Source organism: Kiloniella sp. (assembly GCF_048270245.1).
Classification (GTDB): Bacteria; Pseudomonadota; Alphaproteobacteria; order Kiloniellales; family Kiloniellaceae; genus Kiloniella.
Genome location: NZ_JBLWTH010000005.1, coordinates 151,075 through 168,967 on the forward strand (window position 1 = coordinate 151,075; position 17,893 = coordinate 168,967).

Below are 17,893 nucleotides of genomic sequence, written 5' to 3' on the forward strand. Positions count from 1 at the left end.
TAGCAGACATGCCTTGGGTTTACTTAGTCTTAGCCGGTATTTTTGAATGTGGGTGGGCCATTGGGCTCAAGTACGCAGATGGATGGACCAAACTAGTTCCCTCCCTTTTGACCATTGCCGCCATGGCAATTAGTTTTTGGCTACTATCTGCCGCAATGAAAACCATTCCGGTTGGAACGGCCTATGCGGTCTGGACAGGCATCGGTACGGTTGGCGTTGCAGTCTTAGGGATGATCCTGTTTGGTGAAAGCCATGACATCATGCGCATCATTTGCTTACTGTTAATCGTAACAGGCATTGTTGGTTTAAAAGTTTTTTCACCGGCATGATACTCGGACATGAATCTTGGGCATGAATTTTGGGCATGTTTCACCAACATGAAGAGAACAAAATACAAAACAAATTACCTTCTGAGCAAAAAAGTCCTTTTATGCTTTAAAGCATAGTGCTTCCGTAAATATTAATCGCACAGACCTAGGACCCAGGCCCTAGCTGGTATTTACGTACATATTTTTAAAAGAATCCGTACAGCCTAAACACATCAAATTTGTCGGGATTAAATCTATATTAACACTTGTGCATACAATAGTATGTAATAATTGTAGTGAAAATTTGATTTAGGGCGAACACATGACTACCGATACCGTTAAAAACAAAGAGATAGAAATAGCAACTCTTCCCCACTCTTCCAGCAAAAACTTTTTTGTGAATATGAAAGTCGGCAAGAAAATAGGATTGGGATCAGCCCTTACCCTCTTTCTTCTCGCCGTTGTTGGTTTCATCTCTTATTACGGAACATCACAAGCTGAGAAAAATTTTTCTGAGTATCGTTCATACGCCTTACAAACTAATCAAATGGGACGCATTCAGGCCAACCTCCTTACAGCAAGGCTTTTCGCAAAAGATTACATTAAAACAAACAAAGACTCCTCTGCCGAAAAGGTTTCACAACGTATTCAAACAACAGTAAATTTAATCGAAGAATCTGGCGAGCTATTCAACCGCCCTGAAGCTTTAGAGCTGATGAAGCAAGCCGAAAAAGACATGCTCACCTATCAAAGCTCATTTCAGGAAGTCCGAGAGTACGTTAATAAACGTAATAATCACGTTGAAAGAATGAACACTATTGGGCCTCTGTCAGAAAAAAGCCTGACAAGCATCATGGAAAGTGCTTATGCAGATGGGGATGCTTCTGCCAGTCATATGGCCGGCGTAACCTTAAGACATCTATTACTCGCGAGACTATATGCAACCCGTTATCTCGTCGATAATACAGACGCCAGTGCAGAACGTTCTATATCTGAACTGACAAGCTTCAACGCCACAGCAGATAAAATGTTACAGGAGCTTCAAAACCCAACCCGAAGAAAATTAGCCCAGGAAGTAAAAGACCTAGCAAGCCAATACCTTGTCACATTCAAGGAAACTGTCGATATTATCAGCAAGCGCAATACCATAATCAAAGGAACTCTTGATGTAATTGGTCCAGCTCTCGCGGAAGAAACTGAACAGCTTAAATTACAAAATAAAGCACTTCAGGATGAGCTCGGCCCACGTGCGCTAAAATCCATGCACGAGACAGTATTGATTACTGCAATTATTTCAGTTGGTGCAATTATCATCGGCATAATTCTATCCTTTTTAACAGGACGGATGATCGCAGGTCCTGTTAACAATATGACCTCTGCTATGAACAAACTTGCCAACGGAGATCTTGAAACTGCGATTCCAGCAGTCGGCCAAAAAGACGAGATTGGTGACATGGCAGAAGCCGTTCAAGTATTTAAGGATAATGCCATTGCAGTGAAGAAAATGCAGGCGGAAAAAATAGAGCAAGATCAACGCTTAGAAGAAGAAAATAAACGCAGAACAGAAGAAATGGCAGATAAGTTCGAGAGCAGTGTCGGATCTATTATCAGCACAGTATCCTCTGCTGCAACAGAACTACAACATACGGCCCAATCAATGTCCTCTACTGCTGACGAAACAAACACGCAGTCAAATGCAGTTCGCTCGGCCTCAGAAGATGCTTCTTCAAATGTCCAGACTGTTGCGTCTGCAACGGAAGAACTCTCAGCTTCGATAGGAGAAATTAATCGCCAGATAGAAGAATCAACAACAATTGCACACAAGGCGGTTAATGATGCAGATACTGCAAATGAAAATGTTAAGGGGCTTTCAGACGCAGCTCAAAAGATTGGCGAAGTAGTTGGCTTAATTTCAGACATTGCTGAACAGACCAATTTACTCGCCTTAAATGCAACGATAGAGGCCGCAAGAGCAGGAGAATCTGGAAAAGGTTTTGCCGTTGTTGCCAGTGAAGTTAAGTCTCTTGCCAATCAAACGGCAAAAGCAACAGAAGACATTTCAATTCAAGTTACTCAGATGCAAAATGCAACGGATGGCACCGTACGTTCTATCGAAGGAATTACCGAGATAATCAAGAACATAAGTACAAACACGACATCCATTTCCGCGGCAATAGATCAACAAACAAGTGCAACTCAGGAAATATCAAAAAATGTTCAGGAAGCAGCCATCGGCACGCAACAAGTATCAACGAATATAACAACAGTTCAAACAGCTGCGGAACAAACCGGCGCATCAGCAAACGAGGTTCTCGAAGCTGCGGGTGAACTTTCAAAGCAATCAGAAACACTCAGATCTGAAGTTGATAACTTTATTCAAGGACTGAGAGCTTCATAAGGTAAATAAAACACCTGAAAACAGGCCAAATTCGTATGATTTGGCCTGTTTTGACCATCAAAGATTTTGAATAGATGTAATCGGGAAAAATTACTCAACCGCTTCGGTTTCTCCACCAGCATCGACCCAGTCTTTGATCGCACCCAAATTGCGGACATTATCATACCCCATATCCATCAGGACTTTACCGCTCAGGGCAGAACGACCACCAGACGCACAATAAAGAACAACCATCTTGTCGCGCGTCAATTCTTTCTGATGCATAGGCGTGGTGGGGTCAGCCTTGAACTCCAGCATGCCGCGTGAAATATTAATGGCACCGGGGACAACACCTGTTGCTTTCAATTCCTGTGCATCTCTAACGTCAATAACAACAACGTTGCTTTGACCCAATACTTCCATTAACCCGGCGGGACTGATTGTTGGCACTTCAGCTTTTGCGTTCGCCACAATCTCCACCACGGACTTAATCATAACCAGTTTCTCCTCTAATCCTCTTTCATCCGAGAATATTCACACGTATTGCTCAATAAAACATACACGACAGTTCAATAAATTTACGTGAAAATTTTACGTCAGGCTATAATTCTAAAAACCGAAACTTTCATTATTCTTAATTGAAGCAAAGAATAAGCACCATAAAATCCCTCGCAATTCGCAACAAAAGACAGATTACAACAGATTCTAAAAAACAATATACAACTAAAATTTTTAAACAAAAAAAATCAACCCGCGCCATACGATACAAGTAATAAATATTTAAGGTATAAAATGTATTATTTGTTCAATCTATGGAGTTGAAGACAGTTGTTCCTCCATTTTTTCACAAGCATGCGTTGTTATCTTTTTATCTGTTTTAGAAGAGGTCGTTTCATGTCTTTGTTAAAACTGTCGCTCTATAATGTACGGCTGGCATACCAAGTCAATTTAACAAGTATAATTGCATTAATTGGCTTCATTATTGTTGGCGCCATTCTATTTACCAGCTCAAAAACCGTGCTTTCCTCACAGGAAACACAAACTCGATCATCCAATGCCATGGAATTGGTCGCCAGCGTTAAGTATGAATTCCTGAACGCACGGCGTCGGGAAAAAGATTTCTTAATCAGGTTGGATGAAAAATACATCGGACAACATGCAGAGGTCATTACCAAAGCAAGTATCCAATTAGCCGAGCTTAAGGGATTGATTAATTCACCAGAAGTACGAACAGAACTCAACAAAACCCTAGAAGGCATCGAAAAATATCAGGCACAATTTGCAGCGGTATCACAAGACTGGAAAAAAATGGGCCTCAACGAAGAAGAAGGGCTACGCGGAAAACTTCGAAATTCAGTACATAATGCCGAAACCAAATTACAAGAATTTAAAAACGATCGCTTGCTTGTAACCATGTTGATGATGCGACGTCATGAAAAAGATTTTTTATTGCGTTTAGAGGATAAATACATCGCCCGTATGGATACACGTTTCGAAGAATTCAGCGCAGATCTGGCAAAATCAGATATCCCCGCAAACGCCCAGAAAGAACTGACTGAACTTATATCCTCATACATCACAGATTTTAAGACACTGGCAGAAACACGGCTTCAAACAGAAGCGAACGTTAAGGTGCTCAGTGCAATCTTCGCTGAAATGGCCCCACACTTTGATGTCGTATTTAACTATACTCAGGAAAACTTTCACCAAGCCGTGAAAGAAGGCACAACCGCAATTTCTGACAGTCAAAACCTGGCACTGACCACGATTGTTGTCATCACGTTAATTGTTTTTGCAGTTGGAATGATTATCGGCAAAGGCATCACAACACCGCTTCAGTTATTAACAGATAGCATGACCAAGTTAGCTGGCGGCGATAAAGAAACAGACGTCCCCATAACAGAAAGAGCAAACGAGTTGGGCCAAATAGGTCGTGCCGTTCTTGTTTTCAAAGAGAACATGATCAAGGCCGAAGAACTTGCTATTGCTCAGGCTGCTGATCAAGCAGAACGGTTAAAACGGTCCAATAATATCAACCAGCTAACAGAAGACTTCGAAGCTCAGATCAAGAAAACACTTGGATCTGTAGATGGTGCTGTTCATCAAATGGAAGATACGGCAAGTTCCATGAACAATTCCGCCGATCAGGTCAGCCGACAATCCACCGCCGTTGCGAATGCTGCCAACGAAGCATCTGCAAATGTACAAACCGTTGCTTCCGCATCAGAACAGTTGGCTGCCTCCATTAAAGAAATTGGCATGCAGGTCAGTAAATCAACACAAGTTGCGTCAGATGCGGTTACCCAGGCCAACGAGACAAATACTGTTATTCAGGGACTGGACCAATCTGCTCAAAAAATTGGTGAAGTTCTTTCTCTTATTAACGATATAGCAGAACAGACCAACCTTTTGGCGCTCAATGCAACAATCGAAGCTGCGCGTGCCGGCGAAGCGGGTAAAGGTTTTGCCGTTGTTGCTTCAGAAGTTAAAAATCTTGCCAGCCAAACATCCAAGGCAACGGACGAGATTGGTACGCAAATAACGGGTATTCAAAATGCCACCAGTGATGCCGTTGCGGCCATCGGCTCTATCGGTAAAACCATTGGAAATATGGACGAAATTGCCTCAGCAATTGCTGCGGCAGTTGAACAACAAATGGCTGCAACACAAGAAATTGCCCGCAATGTGGAAAGAGCAGCAAACGGGACTGAAACTGTGACCCACAACATCAACAATGTCAGTAACACCGCCAAAGAAAGTGAAGCCGCCGCTAATCAGGTAAAACAGGCATCGGTCGAACTGTCGGGTGAATCAGGCAAGCTTAATTCTTATGTCTCAAGCTTCATTGATCAGGTAAAAGCAGCTTAAAGAGATCACCTTTCATGACCGCCGCGCGTAAAAAATGTGTGGCGGTCATTTTATTTCTCAAAAGAATAGATATCAGCTGTTAATGAAAAGCAGTGTTCATATTAGCAAACTCGCCAATCTTTCGTTCCTTTAGGGTCAGGCCATTGCATTCCTTATCAAGAGCCAAATATTCCTGACCAAAGATTTTCTTGAACTCGTGGAAATCTTCTTCCGTATTCCAATAATCCACCGTCAGATACCGCTGAGGATCAGTTTGATCCTGAACCAGCTCTGTTCGGATATAGCCAGCGCCCATGGTAAAGAGCTGTACCCACTCCCCTTCATCACCGTAAAAATCTTCAAAATGGTTATTCGCGCCATCTTTGACGATAAATTCCCATATATAGCAATATGACTGCTCGGGCATCATACGCCCCCTTCACCGTAGAATGGTGCAACAAACTCTATGCTTGTCTGGAAGTTCTGATACTTGTTAGGCATAGACAAAAACCCCAGCCTTCAAAATAGTTTAAATGATTTCCTGTATTCTAGAAATATTCGGGCAAAATCTTGGCCAAATTATCCCGGATGCGTTCTCGTAAAGGCTTGTCAAAGCTTTCCCGTTTAAATGCCTCGCCAGTTACACGCTCGAACAAATTGATATACTTTTCACTGAAAATTTCCAACGTATCGTCAGGAATTTCAGGGATATCATCTTTATACGGGTCACAACGCTGACTTACCCATAAACGCAGGAACTCTTTATCAAGGCTTTCCGGCTCTAACCCGCTATCCATCCGCTCCTGATAGCTTTCGGCAATCCAGTAACGACTTGAATCCGGAGTGTGGATTTCATCGGCCAATGTAATACGGCCATCCTGATCAACGCCAAATTCATACTTTGTATCGACCAAAATCAATCCGTTTTTCGCGGCAACTTCGCGACCACGCGCAAAAAGTGCAAGGGATAAACGCGCCAGCTCGTCCCAAACATCTTTGGATAAAATCCCCTGATCAACAATTTGAGCCGCCGTAATCGGGGCATCGTGATCACCCTGCGCGGCTTTTGTTGTCGGGGTAATAATGGTTGTCGGCAGCTTCTGATTCTTTTTAAGGCCTTCAGGAAAATTATGCCCATAAAGCGTGCGTTCCCCGCGTTGATACATGGGCCAAATCGACGTTTCTGTTGAGCCCGTCATGTAATCGCGAACAACCATCTCGATTGGCAACATTTCAAGATTGCGTCCAATCACAACATTTGGGTCAGGAAAACTAATCACATGGTTAGGGCAAATATCTTCAGTTTGTTCAAACCAGAAACGGGCCGTCTGATTAAGAACCTGCCCTTTGTGGGGTACTGCCGCAAGAATACGATCAAACGCAGACTGTCTGTCCGTAGCAATCATAATACGGCGACCATCCGGCAGATCATAAGCATCACGTACCTTGCCTTGATAGTGCTTTGGAAGCTCAGGGTAAGTCGCGTCAGTAAGCCTATTTACTAGCGCCTGTTGAAAGTCCCGATTTTTGTCGCCCATCGCGATGATATCCCTACAGATTGTATTCTTGCACAGGGTATCTGTGTCACCACATCAGATCCCGGTTATGATTTGGCTTAAATATCACCCCTAATGCCTGATCACAAGTTCTTGTATAGATCTGATACAAACTGAATTTCCAATTCAAATCATTTGTGTCATTATCAAGCCTTACAGTTATTATGACTGTACTTCATATTTAGGATACAGATGCTAGAGTTTTCTTACCCCGAACAACAACAACTCTATGATTACTGGAATTCAAAACGCGGGGATCGATTTGCCCCAAGCCGAAGTGATATCGATCCCATCGACTTCCCTCACCTTCTTCCCAATCTTTGCATTTATAAAATTCACAGATACCCTTTACGATATGAAGTTACGTTAATGGGGACAAGAGTCGTGGAAATATGGGGCGTAGATTACACAGGACGATTTGTCGAAGATATCCTTCTCGGCCCCGTTTATGATCAAGTCACGGAACAGTTCAGACATATTGTAAATACCAAAGAGCCAACATTGCACGATCTTGATGCAAACTGGCTAGACAAGGATTACATTAAATATTCACGTCTGATGCTACCCTTGTCAGAAAATGGAATTGATGTTGACCGCCTGCTTCTCAGCGTTGTTCTACAAACCAAAGATTCATCATAGGTCTGGATAAATTTTAGCCTGATTACCCCAGTTAGGCTGGTATTCAAAATCTTTGAATTTTATCATCGTGAGATTAAGGCACCTTTGAAATTTTGCGGAATTGGGGTTGCCTATCCTGTGTTTATTTAGATTGTTTTCCAAGGTAATCCATCAAGACACGGTAAGATCCAAGAATATGATCTCTGGTTCTTTTCGCCGCCAAAACACCATCCCTCTGCAAACAAGCTTCCAGAATATCATTGTGTTCACGTCTGGCGACCTCCATCCCATTGGTCAGAACCAATTGCGCACGTAAATAGGAATCAACCCGATCAATCGCCTCGCCAACCAGCTTTAGATGATAGGGACGTTCGGCATCTCTATACAAAGTTTCATGAAACAGACGGTTCCACTCTCCCCATTTTGATGCATCTGTTTCGGTTGAGAAACTATCACAATACTCCTTAGCCTCTTCCAGTGTTTCATCACTCATATTGGCGACGGACTTTTCGATCACTATTGGCTCCAGATTAGCCCTGATCTCGTATATCTCTGCCATTTCTGCATGAGATAAGGGCGAGACGACATATCCCTTATAACGAAGCGATTGAACCAGCCCTTGTGCTTCTAATCGCTTTAAGGCTTCACGAACCGGAATACGCGACACATTGAACAGCTCTGCGATATGCGCCTGTCGCATCGACTCCCCGGCCTGAATCTGTCCGCTAATAATGGAATCCCGCAATGCATCGTAAATAATATCCGACGAAGACGCTGTTTTTGCCAGATCAGTCGCAAAAATTTTCATCTTTTTTCCTCTCCAGAAATTATTTTTTGTGCCGCCAAAAATCTCTTTTTTAACAAAGGCATATTTTTATTTTTCTCATTTTTACCCACCAAATTTTGGTCAAATCTTGGTCAAATTTATTCAAACTTGAAGGATAATACAAAAATTTATATTGAATATTGTATACAATCTGCATTATACAATACGTAGGCCACCAAAACCAGACAAAAAGATCAGGAACAGGCCTCTCCCTTATTCTGGCCCTGGCCTTACTAAGGAAGTTCCACAGACGCACAGGGCCTTAACTCGGAATTTAAAGGCCCCGGATTTAACCGGACTTAAAAAGATAACGACAAGAAACAAGCTCAACAGTTGGAGAAAGAAATGATTAAGAATATGATGAAGACACTTGCGCTCGGCGGCTGCCTGGCTGCATTTGTTGCTCAACCCGCGGCACTCGCAGACAAACTGGATGACGTGATAGACGAAGGCGTTCTACGCTGTGGTGTTGTTCTAGACTTTCCACCAATTGGATACCGCGATGCCAATAACGAACCTGCTGGCTTCGATGTTGAATACTGCAAAGATCTCGCCGCTGCGTTGGAAGTTGAACACGAAATCCTGCCCGTGACATGGGCAGAACGCTTGCCTGTTATCGTGACCAACTCTGCTGACGTTGTTTTCGGTGGCACATCTGATTCCCTCGCCCGCGCCAAAACCGTTGGCTTCTCTATTCCCTATGCAATTTACTTTGCACAGGCTGTTGTAGGTAAAGACACCGGCATCAAAACTTTCGAAGACATGAAGGGCAAACGTGTTGCCGCTGCTGTTGGTACAGTTCCGGAACAGGAATTCCTCAAAATTGCAAAAGAATGGGGAACAGAAGACCTTTATCAGGGATATCAGAGCGAAAACGAAGTCTTCCTAGCTGTCGCCCAAGGTAAAGCAGACGTTGGTATCACAACAAATACGGCGGTTAAGCCCATTGTTGAAAAGTACGACACAATTTCCGCAGGCCCGCGTATGCCGTGGACCACAGACTACACATCGGTTGTTGGCCCTCGCAAGGACGTTACATGGCTTAACTATCTGAACCTTTTTGTGACCCATCAGGTACGTTCAGGCCGTTATCAGGAATTGTGGAACACTTATGTCGGTGGTGAAGCACCAGAACTCCGCATCCCCGGCGTTCTGTACTAAACCTGTTTATATCTGACATATGTGATCTAAAGGGATGTTTGGCTATCATGACAATATCTGATTATACACCAGACATCCCTATTCTTGACTTTCTTTTCGGCCCAGATTTTGGCTCACATTCAGGAAAAACACGATTGAGTGTGATTGATCGGTATTTTGCCGGGATTGGCCCCGATAATCGCCCCGAAAATAGTCGGAGTAATACTTGTGGATTATAATTTTCACTGGCGTCCAGTATTCAGAAAACTACCGGAATTGCTAGAGGCTGGCCTCTTAACGCTGGAAGTCGCAGTTCTGTCAATGGTGCTCGGCATCACGATAGGGCTAGGATTAGCACTTCTTCGTATGAAAGGGCCAACCCCGCTGCGCCAGATTGCAACAACCTGGGTTGAGATCGCCAGAAATACACCAGCCCTTTTTCAGCTGTTTTTCTTTGGCTTTGGCTTGGGCGCATTTGGCCTACACCTCTCCCCCTATTTGATTGTCTTGGCGGGATTGACCTTTAACAATGCCGGGTATCTGGCAGAAAATTTTCGCGGTGGCTTTCTTGCCGTACCGGAAACACAGGTTCGCGCGGCAAGATCATTGGGCATGACCGCGGTACAGACGTACGTACGCATCATCATCCCACAGGTTTTGAAAATAGTTTATCACCCCATGACAAACCAAATGGTTTGGGCTGTGTTGATGAGCTCGCTTGGAATGCTGGTTGGCTTTCGCGAACTATCTGGGGAAACGCAGTTCTTTGCCTCTAAAACCTATCGCATTTTCGAATACTTCGCCGTGACGGCTGTAATTTACTACGTCATCGTCAAAATCATTCTTCTGGCATCAAACCTCGTTGCCCGACGTCTGTTCAGATATTGAGAAAGGACAAATAGATGAGTAACTCTGCATCCTTTTTCACTGACTTCCAGGCAACAGATTTACTATTCCTAGGGGAAGCCGCAGGTCGCACACTGGGCATTTCAGCCGTATCCATCACAATCGGCACGATACTTGGCTGTATCTTTGGCTGGGCGCTTCAAGCATCAAGATGGTTTGCCCAGGCAACCATTGGAACTGTTCTGGACGTCTTCAGATCCGTCCCTTTGATTATTCAATTGATCCTGTTTTACAATTTCTTCCCCATCATTGGGTGGAAAATGGGTCCCTTTGCGGCTGGTGCTTTTGTTTTGAGCCTCTACACCGCAGCCCTTGTTGCTAATGTTGTTCGTGGTGGTATTGATGCCGTTGGTATCCCCATGCGTCGTGCGGCAAGATCACTGGGCATGTCCTATTGGCAGGATTTACGATATGTGGTCTGGCCTATCGGATTACGGGCAGTCTTCCCATCCTGGGTTGGCGTTGCGTTAAGCGTAATCAAGGATAGTGCGTTGGTATCTGTTCTTGGATATCTGGAATTGCTGCGCGCATCCCAAATTTTGATCACCAGAACTCAAGAACCTTTTATAATTTTGGCATGTGCCGGGGCATTTTACTTTGCCTTGTCTTACCCGCTATCCAAATACTCCAAAAAGCTCGAAGAAGGTTGGACCTCATGATAGAGATCAAACAACTCCACAAATATTTCGGGGCTCTCCATGTCCTACAGGGGATCGACCTGAATGTCAGCAAAGGCGAAGTTCTGAGCATTATCGGATCTTCCGGGTCTGGAAAATCAACCCTGCTCTATTGTATCAATGGCTTGGAAGAAATCCAGCAAGGTCAGGTTGTCGTTGACGGAACCACCGTTCATGACAAAAAAACCGACATAAACAAGCTACGCCAACGCTTGGGAATGGTTTTCCAGCAATGGAATTCGTTCCCTCACCTTACCGCTTTGGAAAACGTTGCGTTGGCCCCCAAGATCGTCAAGAAAGTATCAAAAGACCAAGCAAAATCCATTGCTGAAAAACAACTCAAGCATGTTGGTTTGGGTGATAAGCTGGATGTTTATCCCTCTGCTTTATCTGGCGGACAGCAGCAACGTTTGGCCATTGCCCGTGCCTTGGCTATGGAACCAGAATACATGTTGTTTGACGAAGCAACGTCGGCATTGGACCCCGAATTGGTAGGTGAAGTTTTGGATACCATGCGACTTCTGGCCGAAGAAGGTATGACCATGATTTGTGTCACGCACGAAATGGGCTTTGCCCGTGATGTGTCTGACCGTGTTGCCTATTTCCATCAGGGCGTCATGGAAGAAGTGGGCCCACCAGAACAGATTTTTGGCGCCCCCCAATCGGTTCATACACAAAAGTTTTTAGCGAACGTCCGATAGGGAGTATTCTTCTTTCGGACACACCACACCACCCATTAACAGTTTTTATAATCAGTACAGGAATAAGACCATGTGGAAAGGCGTTATCCCAGCCGTCACGACAAAGTTTGACGAAAACGATAATCTAGATCATGCAGAAATGAAACGCTGCTTTGATTATCAGATGGATGCAGGTTGTGATGGCCTGATCGTCGCAGGATCTCTTGGCGAAGGCTCTATGCTTTCCAAGGAAGAGAAAATTGCCGTTCTAAAAACAGCAAAAGCGTCCACAGGTGACAAGCCCGCGATTATGACCATCAACGAAGCTGCAACCCGTGACGCCTGTGCTATGGCTCAAGCATCACAGGAAGCTGGTGCAGATGGCATTATGCTTGTTCCAAGCCCGATTTATCACACAGATCCGCGTGAAACCGTTGCAAGCATGCGTCAGGTTGCCGAAGCAAGCGATCTTCCAATCATGATCTATTCCAACCGCGTTGCTTATCGTGTTGATGTTACACCGGAAATCATGGAAGAGCTTGCAGACGAAAAGCGTTTTGTCGCGATCAAAGAAAGCTCTGATGATATTCGTCGCACAACCGAGATCATCAACAAATTCGGTGATCGTTTCGATGTTTTCACAGGTGTTGATAACCTGGGCTACGAAGCCCTGAGTGTTGGTGCTATCGGTTGGGTTGCCGGCCTTGTGGTTGCCTTCCCAAAAGAAACGGTTGCCATCTATCGCCTGATGCAGGCTGGCCGTAATCAGGAAGCACTTGAAATCTATCGTTGGTTCCGTCCTCTTCTTGACCTTGATGTTTCCACATACCTTGTACAGAACATCAAGCTCGCTGAACAGATTGAACTCGGCTCTAACGATCGTTGTCGTATGCCACGTATGCCATTGATTGGCGCACAGCGTGAACGAGCAGAAAAGATTATCCGCGACGCTATTGCTTGCCGTCCGGAACTTCCTTCTCTCGCATAAGTATCTACTCTCAAGGTCCCCCTATCACTTGAGGTAACTTGTTGAGAGTAACTTGGCTGGGCGAGTTCTGCTGTCTCGTCCAGCACCTTTTCACATAAACCAGTCTAAAAAAAAGACGCAATTCAGACACAATAACAACATAACAAAACGCGGATATATAAAACCGCTCCATTTGCCAAGGGTTAGTCAGAAACCCACACGCATAATCAGGTCAGAGACAGGTCATATCATGGATAATTATTTTCCCTCTATTCTCAATGACGCCATCGGCCCTGTTATGCGCGGCGCATCCAGTTCCCACGTTGCCGCAGCCTATAGAATTGGCCGGCTGGGCCGCGATTATATAAATGGCGATTTATCCAAAGTCCTAATTGAATATGACCCTAACGGTTCCTTGGAACCTACCCATGACAGTCAGGGCTCAGATATGGGGCTCTTTACCGGATTGATGGGGTGGGACATCACCGATGACCGCATGGTTGATGCTAGAAAACATCTTGAAGCGACAGGTACAGATGTTGAAATCGCCATAACAGACTATGGCGCAACACACCCCAACACCTACAAACTCACCCTGACCAATGATACTGAAAGCTGTTGTATTCTAGCCATTTCAATCGGTGGCGGCATTATTGAAATTATTGCCATTGATGATATCAAACTCTCGCTCTATGGCGATTATCATGAAACCTTTATCTGGACCGAAGATACGACCCTTGATCAACATTTGAACGACTTGCCCTATGTCGATAGTCTTCACACGCACCAAGGACTGCAAGGTCGTGTCCTGCAAATAAAAGGGCAAAAGGGTATTTCGACACAGGACTTACCTGTCAGCACAGCTATAAAAGCCATAAAAAACCTCAAGCCTATTCTACCTATTGGCAGCTCTACTAAAATGGATCTCCCCTTCACAATCAGTGAAGAGATGATGTCCTACAACAAAGATAAAAATCTCTCACTTTGGGAACTCGCCCTAAAGTACGAAAGCGCCCGGGGCAATATACCTGAAGAAGAAGTGTTCGAGAAAATGCGTGACATTGTTCGCATACTTGAAAAATCCATCGCGGACGGTATCAAGGGCACGCAATACATGGATCGGATTTACCCTGCTCAGGCCCCCGCTTTCAAAGAAAAACAATCAAGTAACAGCTTCCTCAATATGGGGCTGTATAACGATGCAATTCTGGCAGTGACCGCCCTAATGGATGTTAAAAGTTCTATGGGTGTTATTGTTGCCGCACCAACCGCTGGATCTTGCGGCACACTTCCCGGTACTTGCCTTGGCATCGCCACAGCCCTGAACATGAACGAAGACCAAAAGGTCAAAGCCATGCTATCCGCGGGGCTTATTGGCGTTTTCATTGCCCGTATGGCCACATTTTCGGCTGAAATCGGTGGCTGTCAGGCTGAAACGGGGTCAGGATCTGGCATGGCTGCGGCTGGGCTGGTTACTCTACTCGATGGTTCACTCGATCAATGTATTGCCGCTGCTTCCATGGCCTTGCAAAACACCTTTGGCCTTATCTGTGACCCGGTTGCAAATCGCGTCGAAGCCCCTTGCCTTGGTAAAAATGTAATGATGTCTGGCAACGCGTTATCCGCAGCCAACATGGCGCTGGCAGGATTTGATCATCTTATTCCTCTGGATGAAGTCATCATCGCAATGCACAAGGTCGGACAATCTCTGCCCTGTGAACTACGATGTACGGGCAAAGGTGGCTTGGCAATGACCCCCACCGCAAAAGCCTTGGAAAAAGACTTAGAAGAAAGATTTGGTAACAAAACTTGAAAAAAGCCCGAGACAAAAAAACGAGACAAAAAACCGAGAAAGGAATTTAAGAAAACGCTCTCAATAAAAATTGAAGCAATTACTTTCAAGTAAGGCCAGATCAGTCGATTCAAACTTTCAAACCAATATTTCTTTTGTGCCAGTCTTTATCATCAAAATTTTGAATTTCAATTTTGTAACCATGAGGGCTTTCGAACAAAGAACTATAGACTGAAAATTTCTCTGAATGTCCGGGGTCTTTGATATATTTAACGCCCTTTGAAGTCAGGAACTCATGCCAGCCATCCACATCGCTGGACACAATGGTAATCATCACTCCCACCTGAGAACGCGGTCGATCCGGCAAACAACAGACCCCTAGAAAGCTTAAATCAGTCAGCCGATAAATATGACATGCCCCTTGATCGACAACGAATTCCAGTTCCATCGTTTCGCGAAAGAATTTCGATGCGATGTCAAGATCATCGCAATAGGTAAAAACAATGGATTGATTAATCTCTGGACGGGCAGAAGTCTTCTTCATTTTGCTTTACTCGCTTGCTTTTCATACTGATTTTAATGTTTGTGAACACTTGCTGAATAGCAAATTTCGTTGCAATTAGTACTAGCTATAACGTCGACCAACATCAAATCAAATGCCATATCCCCAAGACATGTGGATACGAACCCCATACGAGCCTATTATCTATGTAAGTCACGTTAAAATCATCAGGCAATTTGGCTTCTGGCTTTAATATCCCAATGACGTCCTCTGAATTCCAGATCGGTACTATCGGCCCCTGAAATGCGAGATAAGGCCCCAAGTATGAACTTAACGTCACCAACGTCATCAACCATTGGCAGATGAATAGCTTCAATCAAAATTGACTGATACTTGGATGACTGAATTTCTTCTTGAGAAACATAAGCCATACGCTTGGCTGCGGCCTCTTCATAGCTGGCGAGAATGGTCGCGGCACTATCCCCGAATGTACTCTTATCAACGTATTTATCTGTAAAATACTGTCCCAGAGAATAATTCAGATAAGTCCCCTGCAACCGCACAAAAGCAGCGAAGGGATTATATTCCAACTGTACAAGAAAAATATGTGGCAAAAAACCCGACGGGATTTCAACAGGATCAAGCGCAGATTTCAGGGGTAAACCTTCACAGGTCGGTAAAGATCGCCAATAATCATAAATACCTTTCACAGGGGCTGTCAGCTTAAGGAGATCATTGGGTTTTTCCACGAAGCAACGTCCTACAATCACTTTTCGTTTCAGGCGATGGGACACTATACTACAATATAGTATTAACTATAAATAAGATTTCGACCATAGAGTAACATTTCAAAATAAGCGATTGATATTACGAATTTTAAAGTAAACATAACCCTTGATTCTTTAAGGATTAACCTCAAGATTTATTTGGCGTCTATAATAATAAAGTTTGATAACTCAGGGATTATGCGATGTTACTAATCGTCTTGACGTCCCAACGGCGCCCTCTGAATTCATGATCATGGTTTGTCACCCCGGAAATCCGAGATAAAGCCCCAAGAAAATAATTAACATGCCCTTCTTCATTAACCATCGGCAGATGAATGGCTTCGATGAGCATGGTTTGCCCGGATAAGCCATAGACCTCTTCGTGGGATACATAGGCCACACGTTTTTGTGCTGCTTCCTCGTACCCCGCCAAAATAGCTGCGGCGCTATTACCAAAGGTACTTTCGTCGATATATTTATCGGTGAAGTATTCCCCAAGAGAATGATTTATATAGGTACCTTGCAAACGGATCAAAGCAGCAAAGGGATTTGTTTCCAACTGAACAAGAAAGACATGGGGTAGAAGTTTTGTTGGCATATCAACAGGATCAAGAGACGACTTTAACGGTAATCCCTCGTATTTCGGCAAAGAAAGCCAGTACTCGTACACCCCAAGAACCGGAGGAGCCAAATTATCCAGATCAGCGTATTGTTCCACAATGAAATCCCATACCACCAAAAAACAGAATCACCTTCTGATTAATATAGGTAATAATTGGATTTTATAAAAGTTAAAATTCAACTATAAGGATACACTTGCCGGGGAGTATCGAGGGGGAGCATCCGGAGCTAGATAATATTTTGTAGTATTGCTTTACGAATACCGTCCCTTTGCTGCTCATCTACTGAAAGGTTCTTGTTTTCCCCGCCAGCCAAAGTTTTATCGCTTAATTCATTTCCTAGATTGAGGTTTGCCTGTAGTTGGTTGCTATCGCCGTTTTCAACATCAGTTTCATTTGCCGGTGTAAAGTTCTCTGCAACTGAATTCTTAATATTTTCATCGATTAGCTTGGCAATTTTCTCTTCAATCTTTTTACGGTCTTCCGGTGACATATTTTTAAGGTCATCCTCGGTCAACCCAAGGGATCTCAAGACCTGGGCACGCATTCGCTCACCCGGTGTCTGACCAATAATATCTTTAAAAGCCGCGACAGATTGTTCGTATTGCTCTTCATCCGGTGCCACTGGGTTTAGATATTGGCTAACGTCCGCATCCGGCACAGCCGATGCAATTTGTTGAGCATAAAAAAGAGTTTGTGATGTCTGAGTTCCAGCTAGGTTAATAGCTTCGGCCGTGGTTGCAACCGGATCACTTTTATCATCGACGACATTCTGCGCGGTAAGATCTTTATAGGACTCAGCAACACTTTCTGCCGCACTCTTATTAGAAGAGTAGGCAGTTTTTGCCAGGTTATAATCTCTGGCGGCCTGAACCTTTGTTAACTTCAATTGCTCTTCAACTTGGCTAACCCTGCGGTTTGCCTCTATCACAGCGTCTGTTCGACTTAGCAGCATTGCTCTTATCCATCAGTATGAATAGAAAATACACACCACGTAACAAGCAATTTGTGTGCCACCAACGAATAACCTCTTTTGAGACTAAGGCGCAAAGTCAGTAACACGTTGATCTTACGTAAAAATGTAAAATTTTATACCTTCAACACATCCGGAAACAAGATCAAACGCAAAGAATTAATGCGGAAAAATACCAACGTCGTAACAAAGTAGCCGCTTAAAACGAATTTATCTGAATATTTCACATTTATCTGAATATTTCACAGGGAATTATGCGATTTTATCCTTGCAACTACGGCTGTAAATCTTACATTGACAGGCATAAACAACAACAAATAACTCTCAATAAATAACT

General features: G+C 44.0%; 19 protein-coding genes. 11 read left to right on the forward strand and 8 right to left on the reverse strand.

The window, feature by feature from the left end; genetic code table 11:
- Nucleotides 1–8: 8 nt before the first annotated feature.
- On the forward strand, nucleotides 9–329 hold the full coding sequence (gene sugE / locus ACN0W5_RS12965) for a quaternary ammonium compound efflux SMR transporter SugE (protein ID WP_417454511.1): 321 nt from the start codon (nucleotides 9–11) through the stop codon (nucleotides 327–329).
- A gap of 301 nt (nucleotides 330–630) precedes the next feature.
- Nucleotides 631–2,706 (forward strand): HAMP domain-containing methyl-accepting chemotaxis protein, encoded by a 2,076-nt coding sequence (locus ACN0W5_RS12970; RefSeq protein WP_417454512.1) that lies wholly within the window; start codon nucleotides 631–633, stop codon nucleotides 2,704–2,706.
- Nucleotides 2,707–2,796: 90 nt separating this feature from the next.
- Here ACN0W5_RS12970 and ACN0W5_RS12975 read toward each other — a convergent pair whose 3' ends face one another.
- Nucleotides 2,797–3,180 carry a rhodanese-like domain-containing protein gene (locus tag ACN0W5_RS12975; RefSeq protein ID WP_417454513.1) on the reverse strand — a complete coding sequence of 128 codons (384 nt, stop codon included), beginning with the start codon at nucleotides 3,178–3,180 and terminating at the stop codon, nucleotides 2,797–2,799.
- A 399-nt stretch (nucleotides 3,181–3,579) separates the two neighbouring features.
- Between ACN0W5_RS12975 and ACN0W5_RS12980 the strand changes: the two genes are divergently transcribed.
- Nucleotides 3,580–5,553, forward strand: a complete 1,974-nt coding sequence (locus ACN0W5_RS12980; protein ID WP_417454514.1) for a methyl-accepting chemotaxis protein — start codon at nucleotides 3,580–3,582, stop codon at nucleotides 5,551–5,553.
- 79 nt (nucleotides 5,554–5,632) lie between these two features.
- Here the strand turns inward: ACN0W5_RS12980 and ACN0W5_RS12985 are convergent, their stop codons facing one another.
- Both ACN0W5_RS12985 and ACN0W5_RS12990 read right to left on the reverse strand, forming a co-directional pair.
- Complete coding sequence (locus ACN0W5_RS12985) at nucleotides 5,633–5,959, reverse strand: antibiotic biosynthesis monooxygenase family protein (RefSeq protein ID WP_417454515.1); 327 nt, start codon at nucleotides 5,957–5,959, stop codon at nucleotides 5,633–5,635.
- Nucleotides 5,960–6,080: 121 nt separating this feature from the next.
- Nucleotides 6,081–7,070: a phosphoribosylaminoimidazolesuccinocarboxamide synthase gene (locus ACN0W5_RS12990; RefSeq protein WP_417454516.1), complete on the reverse strand. Its 990-nt coding sequence runs from the start codon at nucleotides 7,068–7,070 to the stop codon at nucleotides 6,081–6,083.
- Nucleotides 7,071–7,280: 210 nt separating this feature from the next.
- Here ACN0W5_RS12990 and ACN0W5_RS12995 point away from each other — a divergent pair, with 210 nt between their 5' ends.
- Nucleotides 7,281–7,727, forward strand: a complete 447-nt coding sequence (locus ACN0W5_RS12995; RefSeq protein ID WP_417454517.1) for a PAS domain-containing protein — start codon at nucleotides 7,281–7,283, stop codon at nucleotides 7,725–7,727.
- A 121-nt stretch (nucleotides 7,728–7,848) separates the two neighbouring features.
- On the opposite strand, the gene ACN0W5_RS13000 is transcribed toward ACN0W5_RS12995, so the two are convergent.
- The gene (locus ACN0W5_RS13000) at nucleotides 7,849–8,514 is read right to left on the reverse strand and encodes a GntR family transcriptional regulator (protein WP_417454518.1); all 666 of its coding nucleotides are present in this window, start codon (nucleotides 8,512–8,514) and stop codon (nucleotides 7,849–7,851) included.
- 363 nt (nucleotides 8,515–8,877) lie between these two features.
- Here ACN0W5_RS13000 and ACN0W5_RS13005 point away from each other — a divergent pair, with 363 nt between their 5' ends.
- The 7 genes from ACN0W5_RS13005 (at nucleotide 8,878) to ACN0W5_RS13035 (ending at nucleotide 14,715) form a co-directional block, all read left to right on the forward strand.
- Nucleotides 8,878–9,693 carry a transporter substrate-binding domain-containing protein gene (locus tag ACN0W5_RS13005; RefSeq protein ID WP_417431918.1) on the forward strand — a complete coding sequence of 272 codons (816 nt, stop codon included), beginning with the start codon at nucleotides 8,878–8,880 and terminating at the stop codon, nucleotides 9,691–9,693.
- Nucleotides 9,694–9,740: 47 nt separating this feature from the next.
- The gene (locus ACN0W5_RS13010; RefSeq protein WP_417454519.1) at nucleotides 9,741–9,911 is read left to right on the forward strand and encodes a hypothetical protein; all 171 of its coding nucleotides are present in this window, start codon (nucleotides 9,741–9,743) and stop codon (nucleotides 9,909–9,911) included.
- A complete protein-coding gene (locus ACN0W5_RS13015) occupies nucleotides 9,901–10,560 on the forward strand; it encodes an amino acid ABC transporter permease (RefSeq protein WP_417454520.1) in 660 nt (219 codons plus the stop codon). Before ACN0W5_RS13010 ends, ACN0W5_RS13015 begins: the two co-directional genes overlap by 11 nt.
- Before the next feature lie 14 nt (nucleotides 10,561–10,574).
- Nucleotides 10,575–11,237 (forward strand): amino acid ABC transporter permease, encoded by a 663-nt coding sequence (locus ACN0W5_RS13020; RefSeq protein WP_299373227.1) that lies wholly within the window; start codon nucleotides 10,575–10,577, stop codon nucleotides 11,235–11,237.
- Nucleotides 11,234–11,956 (forward strand): amino acid ABC transporter ATP-binding protein, encoded by a 723-nt coding sequence (locus tag ACN0W5_RS13025; RefSeq protein ID WP_417454521.1) that lies wholly within the window; start codon nucleotides 11,234–11,236, stop codon nucleotides 11,954–11,956. The genes ACN0W5_RS13020 and ACN0W5_RS13025 overlap by 4 nt, the downstream gene beginning before the upstream one ends.
- 70 nt (nucleotides 11,957–12,026) lie before the next feature.
- Entirely contained in the window at nucleotides 12,027–12,923 is an 897-nt protein-coding gene (locus ACN0W5_RS13030; RefSeq protein ID WP_417454522.1) for a dihydrodipicolinate synthase family protein, read from the forward strand.
- 229 nt (nucleotides 12,924–13,152) lie between these two features.
- The gene (locus ACN0W5_RS13035) at nucleotides 13,153–14,715 is read left to right on the forward strand and encodes an L-serine ammonia-lyase, iron-sulfur-dependent, subunit alpha (RefSeq protein WP_417454523.1); all 1,563 of its coding nucleotides are present in this window, start codon (nucleotides 13,153–13,155) and stop codon (nucleotides 14,713–14,715) included.
- A 109-nt stretch (nucleotides 14,716–14,824) separates the two neighbouring features.
- On the opposite strand, the gene ACN0W5_RS13040 is transcribed toward ACN0W5_RS13035, so the two are convergent.
- The 4 genes from ACN0W5_RS13040 to ACN0W5_RS13055 all read right to left on the reverse strand — a co-directional run bounded on the left by ACN0W5_RS13040 (nucleotide 14,825) and on the right by ACN0W5_RS13055 (nucleotide 17,538).
- Nucleotides 14,825–15,238 carry a VOC family protein gene (locus ACN0W5_RS13040; RefSeq protein ID WP_417454524.1) on the reverse strand — a complete coding sequence of 138 codons (414 nt, stop codon included), beginning with the start codon at nucleotides 15,236–15,238 and terminating at the stop codon, nucleotides 14,825–14,827.
- Nucleotides 15,239–15,423: 185 nt separating this feature from the next.
- On the reverse strand, nucleotides 15,424–15,945 hold the full coding sequence (locus tag ACN0W5_RS13045) for a PAS domain-containing protein (RefSeq protein ID WP_417454525.1): 522 nt from the start codon (nucleotides 15,943–15,945) through the stop codon (nucleotides 15,424–15,426).
- A gap of 214 nt (nucleotides 15,946–16,159) precedes the next feature.
- Complete coding sequence (locus ACN0W5_RS13050) at nucleotides 16,160–16,681, reverse strand: PAS domain-containing protein (protein WP_417454526.1); 522 nt, start codon at nucleotides 16,679–16,681, stop codon at nucleotides 16,160–16,162.
- Nucleotides 16,682–16,812: 131 nt separating this feature from the next.
- The gene (locus ACN0W5_RS13055; RefSeq protein ID WP_417454527.1) at nucleotides 16,813–17,538 is read right to left on the reverse strand and encodes a hypothetical protein; all 726 of its coding nucleotides are present in this window, start codon (nucleotides 17,536–17,538) and stop codon (nucleotides 16,813–16,815) included.
- Nucleotides 17,539–17,893 lie beyond the last annotated feature (355 nt).